The sequence below is a fragment of the Streptomyces sp. NPDC043996 genome, from assembly GCF_056435225.1.
The window spans coordinates 577,136-593,961 of the sequence record NZ_JBWKEY010000002.1; the positions used below are offsets into that span (position 1 = coordinate 577,136).

Consider the following 16,826-nt stretch of genomic DNA (forward strand, 5'->3'; position numbering starts at 1 on the left):
CCCAGGTCGGCGGAGCACGCCGCGGCATCGGGTCACGAAGGGACACCACGACCATGGGCCACCTCAAGGAGCGCAACCTCATCACCACCAGGGAGCGGCTGCGCGACCAGGTCGCCCACGCCCTGCGCGCGGCGCTCATCTCCGGTGAACTCCGCCCCGGCGAGGTGTACTCGGCGCCCGGCCTCGCCGGGGACTTCGGGATCTCCGCGACGCCCGTGCGCGAGGCGATGCTCGACCTGGCCCGCGAGGGCCTGGTCGAGCCCGTCCGCAACAAGGGCTTCCGGATCACCGAGGTCAACGAGCGCGACCTGGACCAGTACACGGAGATCCGGCTGCTCATCGAGGTCCCCATGGTCGGCCGGATCACCCGCACCGCCGCCCGCGAGGACCTTGAGGCGCTGCGCCCGGTGGCCGAGGACATCGTGCGCGCCGCCCGCGAGCACGACCTCATCGGCTATCTGGAGGCCGACCGCCGGTTCCATCTGTCCCTGCTGGCCCTCGGCGGCAACGAACGCCTCGTGGAGACCGTCGGCGACCTGCGCAAGCGCTCGCGTCTGTACGGCCTGACCACGCTGGACGAGAACGACCAGCTGCTGCCCTCCGCCGAGGAGCACGTCGAGCTCCTCGACCTGATGGTGGCGGGCGACGCCCAGGGCGCCGAGACGTGCATGACCCGCCACTTGGGGCACGTGCGTTCCCTGTGGGCCGAGGGCACCCAGGCGCCCGGCGCCGCGGCGCCTACAGCTCGGACGCGCCCCACTCGCTGACCTCGACGTCGTCCCCGACGGACATCTTGCCGGGCCGCAGGACGGAGAACTTGGTGCCGAGGGCGACGCCGCCCTGGGCCGCGCGGCGGTAGGCGGCGAGGGTGCGCAGGGGCTCGGGTCCCGCCTTGGTACCGGACTCCTGCTGAACCAGGGTGACGGCGCAGCGCAGGGCGAGCTTGGCGTAGGCGAGTTCGGCGTCGCCGATGTGGAGGTGGTGGGCGCGGTCCTCGGTGTGCGGCTCGTCCCAGCCGTCGATCACGACGTTCGGGCGGAAGCGGTTCATCGCCATGGGCTCGGCGCCGCGTTCGGCCAGCTTGCGGTTGAGCAGGTCGACGGTGGCGCGGGACAGGACGTGCAGGGCGCCGCTGTCGGCGTATCCGGCGGATCCCGGCGTCCTGCCGTCGGTCACGCGCCGGTGCTCCGGCGGTACGCGCACGAGACGGCTGGGCACGCGCAGCACGTCCGAGATCCACGCGGCCGCCAAGTCGCCCTGGTCAATGCCCTGGTAGGGGGCGCCGAACAGGTCCACGGGCCGCCGGGCGCCGGTGGTGTCCACGGGGACGCCGAGCGCCTCGGCGTCCGGGGCGCTCAGAGTGAGCCGTTCGCCGTCGGCGCTGACGGCGGGGCGGATGAGGGCGAGCCGGGGGTCCTTGCGCTGGGTCCGGTACACGCCCTCCTCGCTGACGACCATGAAGCTGCGGTCGTGCGCGAGACCGGCGGGCGTCAAAAGGGCCGCGCCGGTCGACGTCCCGGCGCAGCCCTTGATGGGGTAGTACGTCAACTCGACGACGCTGGCCATGCCGCGGCTCCCTCTCTAGGCCGTGACGACGGCGGGGATGAAGCCGTCGTAGCCCTTGGAGCCTACGGTCTTCATGGTCGTGACGGTCGGCCGGGGATGCCCGGCGATCGTCTCGGTGCGGCGGCGCGCTCCGTGGACCCGGGGGTCACACCGCGTCGCGGGCCCGCCGCTCAAGGCGCCAGCGGCGGACGTCCCCCGTGCCCGGGCGGCCGCTCCACGACGTGGTCGACGATCCCGTACGCGCGGGCCTCTTCGGCGGTGAACCACGCCCCCGGCCCCCAGTCGGCGCGGATCCGCTCCGCGCTCTGCCCCGTGTCCGCGGCCAGCAGGGCGGCGATCCGCAGCCGCGTCCGCGCCACCGCCTCCGGGTGTCCCGCCCCCGGAGCCGATGGCGCGAGCATCAGGACCCGGGCCCGCGCCATGGCGTACCGCTTACCCTTCGTTCCCGCGCTGAGCAGGAACTGCCCCATGCCCGCGGCGAGTCCGATCGCGACCGTCGACACGGCGCAGGGGACGTACCGCATGGCGTCGTAGACGGCCATCCCCGCGGCCACCGAGCCGCCCGGCGAGTTGATGTACAGCGTGATGTCCGCGGGCCCCTCGCCCGCCAGCAGGAGCAGGTGGGCGGTGACGCGGTGGGCGAGGTCGTCGTCCACCTCCCCGTCGAGATAGAGGGCGCGCTGCCGGAGCAGCGCGGCGTGCGCGTCCGAGCCATTCACCATGGGCGACCGTCACAGTCCTACGGGTTACGGGTGCGGGGACGCCGAAGCGTGCCCCGCACCGCACGCTAGCCGTGATCCCCGGGACCGGTCCCGGTTCCCGCGCTACGGATCGCGGTGGAGCACGCGGCGACCTTCGGGGGTGCCAGGGGGCGGAGCCCCCTGGTTTCGGGAAAGGGGCGGGTCTGGGGCGAAAACCCGTTTAATCCGCGGCTCGCGCCTTCCTACGGTTCCGGCTCATGGACGATCTCACCGCTCCGCCCCGGCTCACCCGGCTCGACTTCCACGGCCCGCTGTCCGAGAGCCGGGCGGCCGCCCTGGTCCGTCGGCTCACCGGCCGGGCCGCCCCGGCGAGCGTGCTCGACGTCGGCTGCGGGTAGGGCGAGTTCATGCTGCGCGTCCTGGCGGCGGCGCCCGGCGCGCGGGGCACCGGCGTCGACGTCAACGCGGACGACCTCGCCCGCGGGCGCGCCCTGGCGAAGGAGCGCGGCCTCGCCGAGCGCGTCCGCTTCCTGGAGGAGTCCGCGACCGGCACCGCGCACGGCCCCGCCGACCTCGTGCTCTGTCTCGGCGCCAGCCACGCCCTGAGCGACGCCGATGCGCCCGAGCACACCGCCGCCGCGCTGCGGGCCCTGCGCGGCCTGGTCGCCCCGGGCGGCCGTGTCCTGTTCGGCGAGACCTTCTGGGAGCGCCCGCCCACCGCGGCGGAGCTCTCCGCCATGTGGCCGGACGCGTCGGCCGCCGAGTTCCACGATCTCGCGGGCCTCGTCGGCCTCGCCGTCGACGCCGGGTTCAGGCCCGCCTGGATCGAGGCGGCGAGCCCGGACGAGTGGGACGCCTTCGAGTCGGCGTACCAGTGCGACGTCGAGGAGTGGCTCGCCGAGCACCCCGGCCATCCCCTCGCGCGGGAGACCCGCGACCGCGTCGACCGCCACCGCGCCAGGTGGCTGCGCGGGTACCGCGGCGTCATGGGCCTGGCCTATCTGACGCTGGTCCCCGTGGCGGACTGAGGGGCGGCCGGGAGCAGCCGTGGCACGGCCCGCACGCACACCACCATGCCGACCACCTCGACCAGCGTCTGCGCGACCACGACCACCGAGGCGACGGCCAGCGGCTCGGGCAGGGCGAGGGCCAGCGGCAGGACGACCAGGGAGTTGCGGGTCGCGCCGGTGAAGACGACGGCGCGGCCCTCGGGCACGTCGAGGCGGAAGGCGCGGGCCACGCCGAGCCCGGCGAACGCCATGACGACCAGGAAGAGCGCGTAGAACGGTACGACGCGGGCCACGTCCCCCAGGCTGCCGCCGAGCCCCGGCACCTGGGAGGCGACCACCGTCAGGAGGGTGGCCGCCATCAGGGGCACCATCGTCGTGCCCATCGCGTCGGCGAAGAGGCGGCCCGCGCGGTGGCGGGCGGCCACGGCCTGAGTGAGCCAGGCGAGGGCCAGCGGGACGACGATGAGGACGACGAACGCCTCCACGAACGGCCCCGCGTCCACCACGTCGGCGAGGCCCGGGCCGAGGAACAGGAACAAGTAGCCCGGCAGCAGCACCATCTGGGCCAGGAGCAGCAGCGGGGTCGCGGCGAGGAGGCGCTGGCTCGCGCCGCCCGCGAGGCCGCTGAACACGATCACGTAGTCCACGCAGGGGCACAGCAGCACGAGGAGCACGCCGAGGCGGACGGCCTGGTCGTCGGGCAGGAAGGCGAACATCGCGGCCACCACCAGCGGCACCACCACGAAGTTCACCACGAGCGCGGCGGCGAGGAACCGCCCCGCGCGCAGCGACCGGACCAGCTCGGCGGCCGGGACCTGCAAGAACGTGACGTAGAGCAGCGCGCCGAGTACCGGGTTGATGGCGTGTTCGAGGCCGGGCCCGGCGTCGGGGGCGGCCCAGCCCAGCAGGCCCCCGGCCGCGAGGGCACCGACGTAGACGGCGACCTGGTGCCGCTCCATGGCGTCGGGCAGACCGGACCGGACGTGCTGCGTGCTCATCCCCCGACCGTAGCCCGTCGGCCCGGTCCGACGATCAAGCAGGGGCCCGGCCGCGTCCGCCGCGACGGCCCGCTCCCCGGCGCGGGGGTGGCTTGGCTACGATCTCCGCGATGAGCGAGCGACGGCGGAGGTACCGGAGCGCGGCGGCGGGCACCGCCCCGCTGCTCGTGCTGCGCTGCGCCGCTCTGTTCGCCGTGCTGGTGTGGGTGCTCCCGGTGTGCGCCCACTCCGCGGACGCGGACGCGGCCCGGCCGACGGCTGTCTCCGGCGACTCACCGGGCTCACCGGGCTCACCGGGCTCACCGGGCTCACCGGGCTCACCGGGCTCACCGGGCTCACCGGCGAGCGTCGATCCGCGCGCGGGCACGACGGACGCCGAACCGTACGCGGGCCGGGCGGAGGCCTCGTCGCACAGGGCCGCGACGGCCGACTCCGCGTCGCACTCCGCCCATGACTGCCCCGACATGCGGCACGGCCCGGGCGAGGCGCACTGCCGCCCCGCGACCGGCGCCCCCGTCGCCACCGCATCGCCCGCACCGGTCGCGTCCCCCTTGGCTGCGGACGCGACGGCCGCGCCCTGGGCGCCGGCCCCGCCGTCCGCGCGCGGAGCACCGGCGGACCTCTCACATACCCCCGGCATCCACCAGTTGCAGGTCCAGCGGACCTAGGAGCGGCACCCCGCACGGCCCGGCGCCCAGCGCCCCTCACCGTATGGCCGTGCCCGCCGTTTCCCCCTGCCGCCGCGCGTGTCGGCGCGCAGGCCGTCGACGACCGCGAACACACCGCCGCGCCCTCTCGCGCGGCGGGGACAAGGACATGCCATGGGTTCCGCAGGAGCCAAGCAGAAGCGCGCCGACCGCCGCGAGAAGGTGGCCGAGCTGCGCCGCGCCGAACAGGCGCGCCAGCGCCGCAACCGCCTCATCACCTGGACCTGCAGCGGGGCCGTCGTCATCGGCGTGACCGTCGGCAGCTGGTACCTGGTCGACCAGGCCAACGAGCGGGACGAGCGGCAGCGGCGCGCCGCCGCCGCGCCGATCAAGGGCGAGAAGTCCTTCGCCGACCTCGGCCGCGACCACGTCACCACACCGGTCGACTACAAGATGTCCCCGGCGGCGGGCGGGAACCACCACCCCGTCTGGATGAACTGCGACGGGGACGTGTACGACAAGGAGATCGAGCAGACCAACGCGGTGCACTCCCTGGAGCACGGCGCGGTCTGGGTCACGTACGGCGACAAGGCCCCGGCCGCCGACGTCCGCGCGCTCAAGGCGCGGGTGGCGAAGACGCCGTACTCGCTCATGAGCCCGTACGCCGGTCAGTCCGCCGCCATCACGCTGTCCGCCTGGGGCAAGCAGCTGAGCGTGGCCTCCGCGTCTGATCCGCGGGTGGAGAGGTTCTTCACGTCGTACGTGCAGGGCGCGCAGACGCCGGAGCCCGGCGCCGCCTGCACCGGAGGCAAGGCGGCGTGAGCGCCGCCGCCCCCGGCCGCTCCGGGGGCGGTCCGGCGGCGGCCCCGGCCGTCGCACCCCTCAGCACACCCGAGCAAGGAACCATGAACAAGCTCAAGCGCACCCTCATCGTCGCCGCCGTGATCCTGGCGACCCTCGCCGCGGCGTTCGGCGCCGCCCTGCTGCTTTCGCCGGACGACAAGAAGGGCGGCGGCCTCGACGTGGAGGCCGCCGCCAAGGCCCTGCCCGTGCGGGCCGACAGCCACCGCCTCACCGACCCGAAGAAGAGCGAGCTGACCGTCGTCGAGTTCCTCGACTTCGAGTGCGAGGCGTGCGGCGCGATGTACCCGGTCGTGGAGCGGCTCCGCGAGGAGTACGGCGACCGGGTCACGTTCGTCGCCCGTTACTTCCCGATGCCGGGCCACCGCAACGGCGAACTCGCGGCCCGTGCCGCCGAGGCGGCCGCCCGGCAGGGCAAGTTCGAGGAGATGTACACCAAGCTCTTCACCACGCAGAAGGAGTGGGGCGAGTCCCAGGAGTGGAAGGAGGACGTCTTCCGCGGGTACGCGCGGCGCATGGGCCTGGACATGGCCGCCTTCGACGCCGCGCTCGCCGACCCCGAGACCGCCGGACGCGTGCAGGCCGACCAGCGCGACGGCCTCGGGCTCGGCGCCCGCGGCACCCCGACGTTCGTCGTGGACGGCGCGCGGATCCCCACCCCCGCGTCCTACGAGGCCTTCAAGGCCCTCATCGAGGCCCGTCTTTCGGACTGACCGCGTCGCCCTCCCGGCCTCCCGCCCGCCGCGCGGGCTCCGGTGGCCGCGGGGCGGAGTTCAGCTGTCGTCCAGGTGCCGTGAATCCCGCTCCCGGCCGCGTGGTGCAAGATGCGACACCGGAAGACGTCAGCGGCGCGGGCGCGGCCGGGCAGGGAACAGGGAGTGCGGAGGATGCCGGAAGAGGCGGGGGCCGGGGCGACCGGCGGCGGGGAGCCGGCGCCGCCGGTGGTGGGCCTCGGCACGATCGCCCGGGAGTGGGGCCGCATCGGCTGCGTCGGCTTCGGCGGACCGCCCACCCACATCGCGCTGCTGCGGCAGCTGTGCGTGGAGCGCAGGAAGTGGATCGCGGCGAGCGAGTTCGAGCACGGTGTCGCGGCGACGAACCTGCTTCCGGGCCCCGCCTCCACCCAGTTGGCGATCCTGACTGCCTGGCGGCTGCGCGGCGCGCCCGGCGCGCTGGTGGGCGGCGTCTGCTTCATCGTGCCGGGCCTCGCGCTGATCCTGGCGCTTGCCGCGCTGTTCCTCGCGGGGGATCCGCCGCTGTGGGTGCGCGGGGCCGCGGCCGGGGCGGGCGCGGCGGTGGCGGCGGTGGCCGTGCACGCCGCCGCCGGTCTGGCACCGCCGAGTTGGCTGCGCGCGGGCGAGCGGCGGGCGGGCGAGCCACAGGGGAGCGCGCGGCGCGCGGGGCGGGCGCGGTGGCTCGGCTACGCCGGGGCGGGCGCGGCGGCGGCCGTGCTTGTCGGGCCGTGGCTGGTGCTTGTGCTCGTGGCCGCGGGGCTCGTGGAGGTGGCGGTGCGGGCCGGGGCGGCGGGGCCGCGCCAGGACCGCCAGCAAGGGCCGGGCGAGGCAGGCGACGCGGGCGACGAGCGCGGGGAGGGCCGCGACGGCGGAGGAACCCGGAGGGGAAGCTGGCCGGTGCCGCTCGCGGTGGCCGCCCCGGCCGCCGGTGGCCTGGGGGCGCTGGCCTGGGTGGCCTTCAAGGTGGGGGCGCTGTCGTACGGCGGCGGCTTCGTCATCATCCCGCTGATGCAGAGCGACGCCGTCGACCGCTACCACTGGATGACCGACGGCGAATTCCTCAACGCCGTCGCCCTCGGGCAGATCACGCCGGGGCCCGTGGTGCAGACCGTGGCGGTCGTCGGCTACGCGGCCGCCGGGGTCGGGGGCGGCCTCCTCGCCGCGTTCGCCGCGTTCTGTCCGTCGTTCCTGATGGTGATCGGCGGGGCCCGGCACTTCGACCGGCTGCGCGCCGACGCCCGCGTCCAGGCCTTCTTCGGCGGCGCCGGACCCGCGGTGATCGGCGCGATCGCGGGTTCCGCGATCCCCTTGGCCCGCGCGCTCCAGCACGGCTGGCAGTACGCGGTCCTCGGCCTCGCCGCGCTGTGGCTGTTCGCCGCGCACCGGGGCGTGGTCGGCGCGCTGCTCGGAGCCGGGGCCCTCGGCGTGGGGGCGGCGCTGCTCGGGTGGGCCGTGCACTGAGGGGCGAGGCGGGGAGGGGCCCGGCGGGGCGGGGCCAGGCAGGGCGGGGCGAGGCGAGGCCCGGCAGGTAATGACCGCAGCCGCATTTCACCCCTATACTCCAGCGCATGCGATCCGCCATGATCAGACGGGCCGCCGCACCGGACGCGGAGCACCTCACGGCGCTGATGCGGCGGTCGAGCGCCTACCAGGGGGCGTACGCCTCGATGGTCTCCGACTACCAGGTCACCGCCGACTACCTGGCCCGGCACCGGGTCTTCGTCGCCGTCGACGCCGATGACCGGCCGCTCGGCTTCTACTCCCTGGTCGTGCAGCCCCCCGAGCTGGACCTGGCGTTCGTCGCGGACGAGGCGCAGGGCACGGGCATCGGCCGCCTGCTGCTGGAGCACATGTTCGGCGAGGCCCGCGCGGCCGGTCTGGCGAGCGTGCGCGTGGTGTCCCACCCCCCGGCGGAGGCGTTCTACCGCCGTCTGGGCGGGGAGCGCGTGGGGACGGTCGCCCCGTCCCCGCCGAAGGTGCCGTGGGAGCGCCCGGAGCTGCGGTTCACCCTCAGCTGACGCGCCTCCCCCGGCGGGGCGCGCCCGTCACCACGCGCCCGTCACCGCGCGCACAGCTCCGCGAAGCGCTCCGCGTTGACGTTGCCGCCGGAGACGACGACGCCGACGCGCGGGGGCAGGCTGTCCAGACGACCGGCGAGCAGGGCCGCCAGGGGGGTCGCGCCGCTGGGCTCGATGACGATCTTGAGGCGTTCGAAGGCGAAGCGCATGGCGTCGCGGATCTCGTCGTCGGAGACGAGCACCACGCCGTCGACGAGGCGCCGGTTGATGGCGAAGGTGAGCTCGCCGGGCGTCTCGATGGCCTGGCCGTCGGCGATGGTGCGGGGTACGGGGATGGAGACGCGGTGCCCGGCGGCGAGGGAGCGCTTGGTGTCGTCGCCCTGCTCCGGCTCGACGCCGTAGACCCGGATGTCACCGGACAGGCCCTTCGCCGCGGTGGCACTGCCCGCGATGAGACCGCCCCCGCCGACCGGGACGACCAGCGCGTCCAACGTGCCGACCTCTTCGAGGAGTTCGAGGGCCGCGGTGCCCTGGCCCGCGATGACGTCCGGGTGGTCGTACGGCGGGATCAGGGTCAGGCCCCGGTCGGCGGCGAGGCGCTCGCCGATCGCCGCACGGTCGCCGCCGTAGCGGTCGTACGTGACGATCTCGGCGCCGTAGCCCTCGGCGGCCGCGCGCTTGGACGGCGGGGTGTCCTCGGGCATGAGGATCACCGCGCTGGCGCCCCGCTCGCGGGCGGCGAGGGCGAGGGCCTGGGCGTGGTTGCCGGAGGAATAGGAGGCGATGCCCCGCGCGAGCTGCTCGGGGGTGAGCCGGGAGACGGCGTTGTAGGCGCCGCGGAACTTGAAGGCGCCGACCCGCTGGAAGTTCTCGCACTTGAGGAAGGTCTCGGCGCCGACGCGGGCGTCCAGGGTGCGCGAGCGCAGCACGGGCGTGCGGTGCGCGACGCCCTTGAGCCGGGCGGCGGCGTCGCGGATGTCGTCCAGGGTGACCAGGGGGGTGCTGCTCGTCATGCGGATGCTCCTGGTGGGTGGTCGGGCCCGGGCCGCGACGCGTCCTGGGCGCGGGATTTGGCGAGGTAGCTGTAGGCGGAGGCGCGGGAGATGCCGAGCCGGGCGGCGACCTGCGGCACGGCGTGCCGGACCGCGAAGACGCCGCGCTCGTCGAGGGAGCGGAACAGCTCCAGGCGCTGGGCGCGCTCGAGTTCGCTCCACGGGCGCCGCTGGTGCAGCTGGTGGGTGTCGACGATCGCGCTGACGACCGACTCCACGTCGTCGCCGAACGTGGTGGTGGGCACCTCCGACGGGCCCGCCACACCGGCGAGTTCGCCGATGAGGGCGCTGGCCTGGCGCACGGCGGTGATGTCCAGGTTGACGCACAGCGCGCCGAACACCGCGCCGCCGCTGTCGCGCAGCAGCACCGTGGACGATTTGACCAGCTTCCCGTCCTGGGTGCGGGTGAGGTAGTTCAGCTCGTCGGCCGCCGCGTCGCCGCGCGCGAGCATGCCCATGCCGATCTCGCTCATGGCGCCGCCGACGTTGCGGCCGGTGACCGCTCCGGCGATGGCCACGACGGACCGCTCCGGCCGCCGGTAGTCGTGCACGACGACTTCGCAGAGGGAGCCGAAGGTGGCGGCGATGCCCTCGGCGACCGGCGTGACCGCCGCGATGATCGCGTCGCGCTCGGTGTCGCGCGCGTCCTCGGTGTGCATGGGTGTCGCCTCCGTCCCCGGCCGCCTCACGGCGACCTTGGACCAAACGTACACGCCCTAGACAGAAAGTCCAGACCTCCTGTCCAGACCCTCTGCCCAGACCCCCATCCAGGACTACGCCGCGTTCCGGGCTACGCCGTGGGCGCCGCCGCCTCCAGGTCGTCGACGCTTCCCGACATCACGGCCCGAACGTTCCGGGTGAGGTGCTCAAGGGGCCAGTCCCACCAGGCCGCTTCGAGCAGCCGGGCGACGTCCTCGTCGCTGTAGCGGCGGCGCAGGAGCCGGGCGGGGTTGCCGCCGACGACGCCGTAGTCCGGGACGTCGTCCACGACCACGGACCCGGACGCGACGACCGCGCCGTGGCCGATGCGGACGCCGGGCATCACCAGGACCCCGTAGCCGAGCCACACGTCGTGGCCGATGACGGTGTCGCCCCGGCCGGGCAGGCCGGTGATGAGGTCGACGTGCTCGGCCCAGGAGCCGCCCATGATCGGGAAGGGAAACGTCGACGGGCCGTCCATGCGGTGGTTGGCGCCGTTCATGAGGAAGCGCACGCCCGTGCCGAACGCGCAGTACTTGCCGATGACCAGCTTCTCGGGCCCGTAGTGGTAGAGCACGTTGCGGGTCTCGAACGCCGTGGCGTCGTCCGGGTCGTCGTAGTACGAGAACTCGCCCGCCTCGATCAGCGGCGAGGTGATCAGGGGCTTGAGGAGCACCACGCGGGGCTGCCCGGGAATCGGGTGCAGCACGGTGGGGTCGGCGGGAACGTACGGCATGCGGGGGCGCCTTTCCGGGACGGGACGGACGTGCTCGCGGCCCTCGGGACACTCCGGCCGCCTGCCCAGGATCACCCCTCAACTCGCCGACGGCACGCGAATAAAGAGCCGCCTACCCACGCGCGCGGGCTCCCGCAGCGTCCGCCTCGGGACGCTCCGGGAGCCCGTGTCAGGGACCGGCCGATGCCAGGTCAGCGCACCGTCACCGTGAAGACGGGCGAGAGGGTGGCGCCGCTCTTCATGCGCAGTTCGTTCTTGCCCTTGAGGCCGAGCTTGACCCACAGGGTGTACGTGCCGGACTTGTTGACGGTGGTGGACGCGGGCAGCGCCTTCCACGTGCCGTGCTGCTTCTGCTGCAGGCCGACCTTGCTGCCCGCCTTGATGCCGGTCGCCTTGCCGCTGACGTGCAGCTTCTGCCAGGCCTTCACGGAGGTCGCGGACGGCTTGGCGGTCAGCGCGGCCTTCACCTTGGCGGTGGGGCTCGTCTTCTGCGTGCCGAGGCTCTTGCCGGTCTTGGCGTCCCAGATGGCGTACGGCGTGCCGCCGCCCTGCGTCTTGCTGTACAGCCGCTTGCCGTCGGCGCTCAGGTGCAGGTAGATACCGTTGTCGACGGTCTGGCCCGGCTTGAGGGCCTTCCCGTCGTAGTACGGCTTGCCGCCCTTGACGGTGAGGGTGACACCGGCACCGATGTCGATCTTCACGGGCTTGGCGGCGGCGACGCTCCGCACGGCGGTGGGCCGTTCGGCGGCGGGCGCGCTCGCGAGGGCGGCGGCGGCCGGGGCCAGGAGGGCGGCACCGGCGAGGATCGAGACGGTGGCGGTGCGCAGGGCGCTGCGGCGGTGAGTGGTGGTGCGCATAACGACGGTGTTCCCCTTCACGGTCATGGACCTGTGCACATGCGATGCGGTCCGCTGCGTCCTCACCGTCCGTGCCGCCCGCACTGTCCGTGCTGTCCGCGGCGTCCGGTGAGTACGGATTCAACGTAGTTCACCCGTCATTACGGCTTTACGAAGATCATGTAACGGTGCCCCGTAGATCACTTCACGAGCTGACGTCGACGCTCCGGGCGCCCCGGAAGGCGCCCTCCCGCACGGCTCTGCGGCCGCACGGACCCTGTGAGAGCGTGGTGCCATGGTGATCGACGTGCGGCCCGCCGCGGTCTTCGAGGACGTGAAGGCGCTCGTCGGGCCGAAGTCGCCCGGGGCGAACGTGTGCTGGTGCCTCAGCTACCGGATTCCGGCGAAGCTCAACAACGCGCTGCGCGGGCCCGCCCGGGGTGAGTACGTTGCCGGTCTGTGCCGCGCCGACCCCGCCCCGGGCGTGCTCGCCTACGACGGGGACGAGCCGGTGGGCTGGGCCGCGGTGGCGCCGCGCGCGGACACCTCCTTCGCGCGCAGCCGCACCATCCCGCACGTCGACGACCTGCCGGTCTGGTCCCTGTGGTGCGTCCGCGTGCGCCCGGGCCACCGGAAGCGGGGCATCTCGCACGCCCTCATCGCCGGAGCGGTCGCGTTCGCCCGCGCGCAGGGCGCCCCGGCGATCGAGGCCTACCCTCTTGATACCGGCGACAACGGCGACGCCAGGGTCGATACGACGATGGCGTACCCCGGCCTGCGGAAGAACTTCGAGCGGGCCGGTTTCACGCACGCCGCCGACACCACGTCGGTCCTGGCCGGGCATCCCCGGGTGCTGATGCGGCTCGACCTGCGCTGAAGGGGGCCAGGGCGGCGGGCGTCAGTCGCCGATGCGCACGCCCTGCTTGCGCGCGTACGGTGACGACCTCTTCGTCGCCCACCACTCGAACAGCTCGACCTCCATCATCCACGCGACAGAGGCCACCAGTTCCTCTGGTGGGCGGCCGTTGAAGATGTTGATCTCGTCGCCGCCGCGCTCCAGGCGCACGCTCCACCGGCCGTCGGGCGCGATGACCTCCACGTACGCCGTGAACTTCCGCCCCTCCACGACGATCTGCAGGTCGACGACCTCCAGGACGTCGTACCCCTGCTTCCGTCGACCCACGAGCCGCGCGGCGAGCAGGTCACCCACCTCGTCCTCGGTCAGCATGCGTGTCCTCCCCTGTCGTGCGCCAGGAGCCATGGTGTCAGTCCAAGACCTCGCGCAGCCAGGCACATTCGGCGCGGCTGGTGGCGCGGGCCACGGTCAGCAGGCCGCGGCGGTAGGGGTCGGTGACCTCTTCCGCGCGCAGGGGCCGGTCGCCGTCGTGGAAGAAGCTGGCGGGCCGCTCCAGGAAGTCCAGGCGGCGGCGCAGCACCGCGTGTTGGTCGGCGGCGTCCGGGAGTTGGGAGAGGAAGGCGAGGACGGTCGCGAACCTGGCGCCGTCGGTGATGTCGTGCTCGGCCGGTTCCCGCAGGCGGCGCAGGAGGTCGACCCGGCCGTCAGCGGTCAGGCTCAGGACGTGGCGCTGGGCGGCCGCGGCGCCGGGCTCGCTGCGCCGGTCCAACAGGCCCGCCTTCACCAGGCGGTTGATCGCCGGATAGAGGCTGCCGTCGCTGACGGGACGGGTGTGGCCGGACAGGCTCGCCACGCGCCGCCGCAGTTCGTAGCCGTGCAGGGGCCCTTCGGCCAGGAAACCCAGGATCGCCAGTTCCAGCATGCTGCTATCGTCGCACATCGAATCGAGGTATCTCGAATCGAGGTACCTGACCTGGAGATCCTGGAGGTTCCGTGAGGTACACCGAGGAGTGGGTGGCACGCCGGGCGCGGGACGGCTACGAGCGCGGCCGCGCGTCCTTCCCGATCCGGCCGGAGCGGACGGCGCTGCTGGTCATCGACATGCAGGACGAGTTCGTCCGGCCCGGATGGAGCCCGTACTGGGTGCCCGCCGCCACCCGCATGGCGCCCCGGCTGCGGCGCCTGGTGGAGCACTGCCGCGCGGCGGACGTGCCCGTCCTCTGGACGATCTTCGACGACACGCACCTCGGCCTCGACCGCCCGCACGGGCTGCGCCACCTGCCGCACGGCGACAGCGACTGGCGCAGGCCCGGGCCCGCGCGGGTGTGGGACGAGATGGGCCGCCGCGAGGACGAGGTCCTGATCCGCAAGCCGTCCTACGGCGCGTTCTACGACACCCCACTCGACACCGTCCTGCGCAACCTGGGCCGCGACACGGTCATCGTCACCGGCACGCTCACCAACTACTGCTGCGGCACCACGGCCCGGCAGGCGTACGAGCGCGGCTACCACGTGGTGTTCGGCGCGGACGTGACCGCCACCGACGACGAGTCCCGCCAGGAGCCGGAACTCGCCGTCCTGCGCAAGGGCTTCGCGCTCGTCGCGGACGCGGAGGAGATCGCCGCGCGGCTTTCGCCCGTACGCGTCTGACCGGGCCCGCGGCACCCCGCCGACCGTCTCGACCGGCTCCACGCACCCGCAACACCGCGGCAACACCCCCGCAGGGTTCGCCGCCTAGCGTCGCCTGTCGTGAGCACGAAGAGCACGAAGATCCCCACGAGCACGCACGGCACGGCGACTTCCGCGCCCCCACCAGCGCCGGGCGCGGCCGACGGCGCCCCCGGCCTGGGCAAGGGGCTGAAGCGGCGGCACATGAACCTGATCGCCCTCGGCGGGGTCATCGGGGCGGGCCTCTTCGTGGGCAGCGGCGTGGTCGTGCGCTCCACCGGGCCCGCGGCCGTCCTCTCGTTCCTGGTGGCGGGCGTCCTGACGGTGCTCGTCATGCGGATGCTCGCCGAGATGACGGTGGCCCGGCCCGCGCTCGGCTCGTTCTACGCCCATGTACGCGAGACGCTCGGCCCGCGAGCGGGCTTCGCCGTCGGCTGGCTCTACTGGTACTTCTTCGTGATCGTCGTCGCCGTGGAGGCGGTGGCCGGCGGCCGGATCGTCCAGCTCTGGCTGCCGAACGCGCCGCTGTGGGCCGTCAGCCTCGTCCTGATGGCCCTGCTCACGGCGACGAACCTGGTCTCCGCCCGCTCGTTCGGCGAGTTCGAGTACTGGTTCTCCTCCGTGAAGGTGCTCGCCATCGTCGTCTTCCTCTTCCTGGGAGCGCTGTACGTGTGCGGGCTGTGGCCGGACACCTCCGGCGGGCTCGGCCACCTCACCGCGCACGGCGGCTTCGCGCCGGAGGGGGTGGGCGCGGTGCTCGCGGCGGTAGTACCGTGCGTCGGGTTCTTCACCGGGGCGGAGATCGTGACGATCGCGGCCGCCGAGTCCACCGAGCCCGAGCGGGCCGTCGCGGCCGCGATCCGCTCGATCGTGCTGCGCGTCGTCGCCTTCTACGTCCTGTCCATCCTCGTCGTCGTCGCGGTGGCGCCCTGGACCGACGACGCCGTCGAGGTCAGCCCGTACGCGGCCGTCCTGGAGCGCCTCGACGTGCCCGCGGCCGCGACCGTCATGAACGCCGTGGTCCTCGTCGCGGTCCTGTCCTGCCTCAACTCCGCGCTCTACACCTCGTCCAGGATGCTCTTCGCGCTGACGCGCGGCGGGGACGCCCCGCGCGGCTTCACCCGCCTCAGCCGGGGCGGCGTCCCGCGCCGCGCGATCCTCGCGGGCACCTCCGTCGGCTACGCCTCCGTCATCGCGGCGTGGATCTCCCCGGACGTCGTCTTCCAGTTCCTCATCGACTCCTACGGCGCCATCGCCCTGTTCGTCTACCTCGCCATCGCCGTCGCCCAGCTCCGCATGCGCCGCGCCCTGGAACGCGAGTCCCCCGAGCGCCTCACCCTGCGGATGTGGGGCTTCCCCTGGCTGAGCCGGGCGACCGCCGTCGCCATGGCGACGGTCATCGTCGCGATGGCGTTCCTGCCGGACAGCCGGGCCCAGTTCTGGCTGAGCCTGGTGACGGTGGGCGTCGTGCTCGGCGCGTACGAGGTGAAACGCCGCCGCTGACCCCTACCCCCCTCGCGGGGCCCCCAGTCCCGCGCCCACCCCGCTCACCTAGTCGTCATCCACGCCGTGAGCGCGGACCCGCCACACGTCGCGAGGAACGCGAGCAGCCGCACCGGAACCCGCTGCACGGTCATGCGGAATCCGCGAACGCGGATGTCCAGATCAGGAGACTGCTGGCCCAAAGACATGAATTCCCCCTTCATCCTGCATCACCACCGGCTGCTCAAGCGGTAGTTGGTACGGAGCGGTGGCGCCTGGCACGAATCCCGCATGCGTCGTCCGTGAGCGAGGACGTCCTCGCTTCGTTGCTTCGTTACGGATCAAGCCGGAACCCCCGTGGATCGCCCGACGACTACAGACACCCCCGGCACACCACTACGGCCCCCATGATGCACCCGAGTTCACGGCTTGGATCTTGGCTCACTTCCCACATGCCGATCCGTTGACCCGTCTTGCCTCGTCAGCGCGTTGGACAGCTCCTGACGCGGCTCAAGAAGAGTTCACATCAATCGTGCGGATGTACTTGACGAGGCACTTGGCGCACACGCGGCAAGGTGCCCCCGCTGGCAGCACACCAGGCGCCGCACCGTGTGTCTGCCCCCACCGCTTCTGGGTCCGACCCCGCGACATCCCCGAAACCCTCCGCGCGGGGCGGCCGTCAGGGGTCCGATTCAATCCCCGGTCATGGCGGACCGCGGACCACGGCCGCCTGCGCCAACTCCACAGGACGTACGTCCCGTTCTCGGTCCTCATCAACACCAAGTACGAGGGGGAGGCCCCACCGACAGCACTCGAGCTCTACGGCGCACTCCCCGACCTGGGCCACGAACTCCACTTCACGGAATACCTCCGCACGCGAATCCCCCTGCCGGACCAGGCGCAAGCACTCCGACTGCCTGACGGGGTCCCGGTGCTACACATCATCCGCGTGACCTCGCGTA

At 73.4% G+C, this 16,826-nt stretch carries 19 protein-coding genes and 1 pseudogene; 10 read left to right on the forward strand and 10 right to left on the reverse strand.

The window, feature by feature from the left end; all coding sequences use genetic code 11:
• Positions 1 to 53: 53 nt before the first annotated feature.
• On the forward strand, positions 54 to 767 hold the full coding sequence (locus AC07A4_RS06620) for a GntR family transcriptional regulator (protein ID WP_478594386.1): 714 nt from the start codon (positions 54 to 56) through the stop codon (positions 765 to 767).
• Here the strand turns inward: AC07A4_RS06620 and AC07A4_RS06625 are convergent.
• From AC07A4_RS06625 to AC07A4_RS06635, 3 genes are read right to left on the reverse strand one after another with little or no spacing between them, the layout of a single operon-like run.
• On the reverse strand, positions 739 to 1,566 hold the full coding sequence (locus tag AC07A4_RS06625) for an MOSC domain-containing protein (RefSeq protein WP_478593858.1): 828 nt from the start codon (positions 1,564 to 1,566) through the stop codon (positions 739 to 741). The two genes, AC07A4_RS06620 and AC07A4_RS06625, sit on opposite strands and share 29 nt — an antisense overlap.
• 15 nt (positions 1,567 to 1,581) lie before the next feature.
• Complete coding sequence (locus tag AC07A4_RS06630) at positions 1,582 to 1,740, reverse strand: hypothetical protein (protein WP_478593860.1); 159 nt, start codon at positions 1,738 to 1,740, stop codon at positions 1,582 to 1,584.
• Positions 1,737 to 2,288, reverse strand: a complete 552-nt coding sequence (locus tag AC07A4_RS06635) for a ClpP family protease (RefSeq protein WP_478593863.1) — start codon at positions 2,286 to 2,288, stop codon at positions 1,737 to 1,739. The genes AC07A4_RS06630 and AC07A4_RS06635 overlap by 4 nt, the downstream gene beginning before the upstream one ends.
• A 236-nt stretch (positions 2,289 to 2,524) precedes the next feature.
• On the opposite strand from AC07A4_RS06635, the pseudogene AC07A4_RS06640 reads away from it, so the two are divergent.
• Positions 2,525 to 3,295 (forward strand): annotated as a pseudogene (locus AC07A4_RS06640) (SAM-dependent methyltransferase).
• Here AC07A4_RS06640 and AC07A4_RS06645 read toward each other — a convergent pair.
• On the reverse strand, positions 3,265 to 4,275 hold the full coding sequence (locus AC07A4_RS06645; RefSeq protein ID WP_478593865.1) for a bile acid:sodium symporter: 1,011 nt from the start codon (positions 4,273 to 4,275) through the stop codon (positions 3,265 to 3,267). The pseudogene AC07A4_RS06640 and the gene AC07A4_RS06645 overlap by 31 nt on opposite strands.
• Positions 4,276 to 4,385: 110 nt before the next feature.
• On the opposite strand from AC07A4_RS06645, the gene AC07A4_RS06650 reads away from it, so the two are divergent.
• From AC07A4_RS06650 to AC07A4_RS06670, 5 genes are all read left to right on the forward strand, one after another.
• Positions 4,386 to 4,943 carry a hypothetical protein gene (locus AC07A4_RS06650; RefSeq protein ID WP_478593868.1) on the forward strand — a complete coding sequence of 186 codons (558 nt, stop codon included), beginning with the start codon at positions 4,386 to 4,388 and terminating at the stop codon, positions 4,941 to 4,943.
• Positions 4,944 to 5,096: 153 nt separating this feature from the next.
• The gene (locus AC07A4_RS06655) at positions 5,097 to 5,744 is read left to right on the forward strand and encodes a DUF3105 domain-containing protein (RefSeq protein ID WP_478593870.1); all 648 of its coding nucleotides are present in this window, start codon (positions 5,097 to 5,099) and stop codon (positions 5,742 to 5,744) included.
• Between the two features lie 83 nt (positions 5,745 to 5,827).
• A complete protein-coding gene (locus AC07A4_RS06660; protein ID WP_478593872.1) occupies positions 5,828 to 6,496 on the forward strand; it encodes a DsbA family protein in 669 nt (222 codons plus the stop codon).
• Between the two features lie 174 nt (positions 6,497 to 6,670).
• The gene (locus AC07A4_RS06665; protein ID WP_478593874.1) at positions 6,671 to 7,978 is read left to right on the forward strand and encodes a chromate transporter; all 1,308 of its coding nucleotides are present in this window, start codon (positions 6,671 to 6,673) and stop codon (positions 7,976 to 7,978) included.
• Between the two features lie 107 nt (positions 7,979 to 8,085).
• Positions 8,086 to 8,535 carry a GNAT family N-acetyltransferase gene (locus AC07A4_RS06670; protein ID WP_478593876.1) on the forward strand — a complete coding sequence of 150 codons (450 nt, stop codon included), beginning with the start codon at positions 8,086 to 8,088 and terminating at the stop codon, positions 8,533 to 8,535.
• A gap of 41 nt (positions 8,536 to 8,576) precedes the next feature.
• On the opposite strand, the gene AC07A4_RS06675 is transcribed toward AC07A4_RS06670, so the two are convergent.
• The 4 genes from AC07A4_RS06675 to AC07A4_RS06690 form a co-directional block, all read right to left on the reverse strand.
• A complete protein-coding gene (locus tag AC07A4_RS06675; RefSeq protein ID WP_478593878.1) occupies positions 8,577 to 9,548 on the reverse strand; it encodes a threo-3-hydroxy-L-aspartate ammonia-lyase in 972 nt (323 codons plus the stop codon).
• Positions 9,545 to 10,246 carry a helix-turn-helix transcriptional regulator gene (locus AC07A4_RS06680; RefSeq protein WP_478593880.1) on the reverse strand — a complete coding sequence of 234 codons (702 nt, stop codon included), beginning with the start codon at positions 10,244 to 10,246 and terminating at the stop codon, positions 9,545 to 9,547. Before AC07A4_RS06680 ends, AC07A4_RS06675 begins: the two co-directional genes overlap by 4 nt.
• 131 nt (positions 10,247 to 10,377) lie before the next feature.
• Positions 10,378 to 11,022 (reverse strand): CatB-related O-acetyltransferase, encoded by a 645-nt coding sequence (locus tag AC07A4_RS06685; protein ID WP_478593882.1) that lies wholly within the window; start codon positions 11,020 to 11,022, stop codon positions 10,378 to 10,380.
• A 191-nt stretch (positions 11,023 to 11,213) separates the two neighbouring features.
• Positions 11,214 to 11,879, reverse strand: a complete 666-nt coding sequence (locus AC07A4_RS06690; RefSeq protein WP_478593884.1) for a hypothetical protein — start codon at positions 11,877 to 11,879, stop codon at positions 11,214 to 11,216.
• Between the two features lie 274 nt (positions 11,880 to 12,153).
• On the opposite strand from AC07A4_RS06690, the gene AC07A4_RS06695 reads away from it, so the two are divergent.
• Entirely contained in the window at positions 12,154 to 12,735 is a 582-nt protein-coding gene (locus AC07A4_RS06695; RefSeq protein ID WP_478593885.1) for a GNAT family N-acetyltransferase, read from the forward strand.
• 21 nt (positions 12,736 to 12,756) lie between these two features.
• Here the strand turns inward: AC07A4_RS06695 and AC07A4_RS06700 are convergent, their stop codons facing one another.
• Both AC07A4_RS06700 and AC07A4_RS06705 read right to left on the reverse strand, forming a co-directional pair.
• A complete protein-coding gene (locus AC07A4_RS06700) occupies positions 12,757 to 13,086 on the reverse strand; it encodes a hypothetical protein (RefSeq protein WP_478593888.1) in 330 nt (109 codons plus the stop codon).
• Positions 13,087 to 13,123: 37 nt separating this feature from the next.
• On the reverse strand, positions 13,124 to 13,636 hold the full coding sequence (locus tag AC07A4_RS06705; RefSeq protein WP_478593890.1) for a PadR family transcriptional regulator: 513 nt from the start codon (positions 13,634 to 13,636) through the stop codon (positions 13,124 to 13,126).
• Positions 13,637 to 13,707: 71 nt separating this feature from the next.
• On the opposite strand from AC07A4_RS06705, the gene AC07A4_RS06710 reads away from it, so the two are divergent.
• The gene (locus AC07A4_RS06710; protein ID WP_478593893.1) at positions 13,708 to 14,364 is read left to right on the forward strand and encodes a cysteine hydrolase family protein; all 657 of its coding nucleotides are present in this window, start codon (positions 13,708 to 13,710) and stop codon (positions 14,362 to 14,364) included.
• Positions 14,365 to 14,463: 99 nt separating this feature from the next.
• Positions 14,464 to 15,885, forward strand: a complete 1,422-nt coding sequence (locus tag AC07A4_RS06715) for an amino acid permease (protein ID WP_478593896.1) — start codon at positions 14,464 to 14,466, stop codon at positions 15,883 to 15,885.
• Positions 15,886 to 16,826 lie beyond the last annotated feature (941 nt).